This window comes from Kitasatospora sp. NPDC093558, from assembly GCF_040683475.1.
Lineage (GTDB): Bacteria > Actinomycetota > Actinomycetes > Streptomycetales > Streptomycetaceae > Kitasatospora.
Genome location: NZ_JBFBDY010001067.1, coordinates 1 through 1,620, shown reverse-complemented (window position 1 = coordinate 1,620; position 1,620 = coordinate 1). Strand labels below are relative to the sequence as shown.

3 protein-coding genes are annotated in these 1,620 nt (G+C 69.1%); 1 reads left to right on the top strand and 2 read right to left on the bottom strand.

Translation table 11 applies throughout. The features are described 5' to 3' along the window. Both AB0O00_RS38510 and AB0O00_RS38505 read right to left on the bottom strand, forming a co-directional pair. The coding region (locus tag AB0O00_RS38510) for an ATP-dependent Clp protease proteolytic subunit (protein WP_363659335.1) at positions 1-436 on the bottom strand (436 nt) is incomplete at its 3' end. Between the two features lies 1 nt (position 437). Continuing rightward, entirely contained in the window at positions 438-1,076 is a 639-nt protein-coding gene (locus AB0O00_RS38505; RefSeq protein WP_363659334.1) for an ATP-dependent Clp protease proteolytic subunit, read from the bottom strand. Between the two features lie 32 nt (positions 1,077-1,108). Between AB0O00_RS38505 and AB0O00_RS38500 the strand changes: the two genes are divergently transcribed. After that, positions 1,109-1,620 (top strand): hypothetical protein (locus AB0O00_RS38500; protein WP_363659333.1); only part of this gene is annotated, 512 nt, incomplete at its 3' end.

Sequence of the window (1,620 nt, the reverse complement as noted above, 5' to 3'; positions counted from 1 at the left end):
TCTCCTTCGCCGCGAGGCTGAGGTCGGAGACCGTCCCCTGCCGTCCACCGCTGGCCGGCAGGCCCAGCAGCACCCGCGCGTGCTGGAGCACGAACCGCCGCCCGGGATCCCCGCCGGCCAGCAGCACCGCCGCCGTCGACGCCGCCTGGCCGACGCAGAACGTGGAGATCGGCGCCTGCACGAACGTCATCGTGTCGTAGATCGCCATCAGCGAAGTGAACATCCCGCCGGGCGAGTTGAGGTAGATCGAGATCTCGCGCTCGGGGCTCTCCGACTCCAGGTGCAGGAGTTGCGCGATGACCACGTTGGCGACGCCGTCGTCGATCTCGGTGCCGAGGAAGATGATCCGCTCGTTCAGCAGCCGGCTGAAGACGTCGTAGGACCGCTCGCCCTGCGCGGTGCGCTCGATCACGTACGGAACCGTGTACGACCCCATGTCACAGCCCCATCCGTCGGCGCGACGAGGCCGGGCGGATGTCGGCGAGCGACTCCACCACCCGGTCCACGATCCCGTACTCCCTGGCCTGTTCGGCCGTGAACCAGCGGTCCCGGTCGCCGTCGCGCGCGATCGTCTCCTCGCTCTGCCCGGTGTGCTCGGCGGTGATCCGCTCGATGGCCCTCTTGGTGAACAGGAGGTTCTCCGCCTGGATCTCGATGTCCGCGGTGGAGCCCCCGATGCCCGCCGACGGCTGGTGCATCATGATCCGCGCGTTCGGCAGCGCGAACCGTTTGCCGGGCGCCCCCACGGCGAGCAGGAACTGCCCCATGCTGGCGGCGAACCCCATCGCCAGCGTCGAGACGTCGTTCGGGATGAGCCGCATGGTGTCGTAGATGGCGAGCCCCGCGGTGACCGACCCGCCCGGGCTGTTGATGTACAGGCAGATGTCGGTGCGCGGGTCCTCCGCCGAGAGCAGCAACAGCTGCGCACAGACGCGGTTGGCCGACACGTCGTCGACCTGCGTGCCCAGCAGGACGATCCGCTGGGCGAGCAACTGCGCGGCGAGGTGGTCGTCGAACGGACTGGGCGGGGTGTCGCCCTCCGCCGCGCGGGGCGGAAGGGTACCGAGTGGAGTCATCGGGTCTCCTCGAAGCACTCGAAGAAGCAGGGATGCTGTCGCCTTCCACTCTCGACCGCCGGAGCCCCTCCGATGCGATTTATCTGCCCGCCGCAGATTCGCCACGGGCAGAGCGCAACCGGCGCACGCCGGACGCACCGAAAAGCCGCCTGACGCCCGCATCCCCGGTCTGGTGGGATGCCGCCATGAACGCAGGGACCCACCCGGAATCCGGGCTGACGAAGAGCACGTGGAGCGACGCCGACTTCGAAGCGATGGGGTGGCACGACGTCACCGTCCACGGAATCTGCGTGCAGCCGAGCGCATCCCCCGACAACCCGCTGCCACGCCTGCTGCTGGACCTCGACTACATCGTGCGCTGGGTGCATCCGGTCGAGCCGGCGCAGAACTTCACCTTCTGGATCGCGCCGTCCACGCTCGTGTTCGAGGACGTCTGGGACATCGAGGGTGACCTCGACTTCAAGGGGATGGCGCTGCGCCTCGAGATCGACCACCTGCACCGTTCGGCCCCGGAGGGCAGCCACGGCGGTCCGGTGCGCCGGAC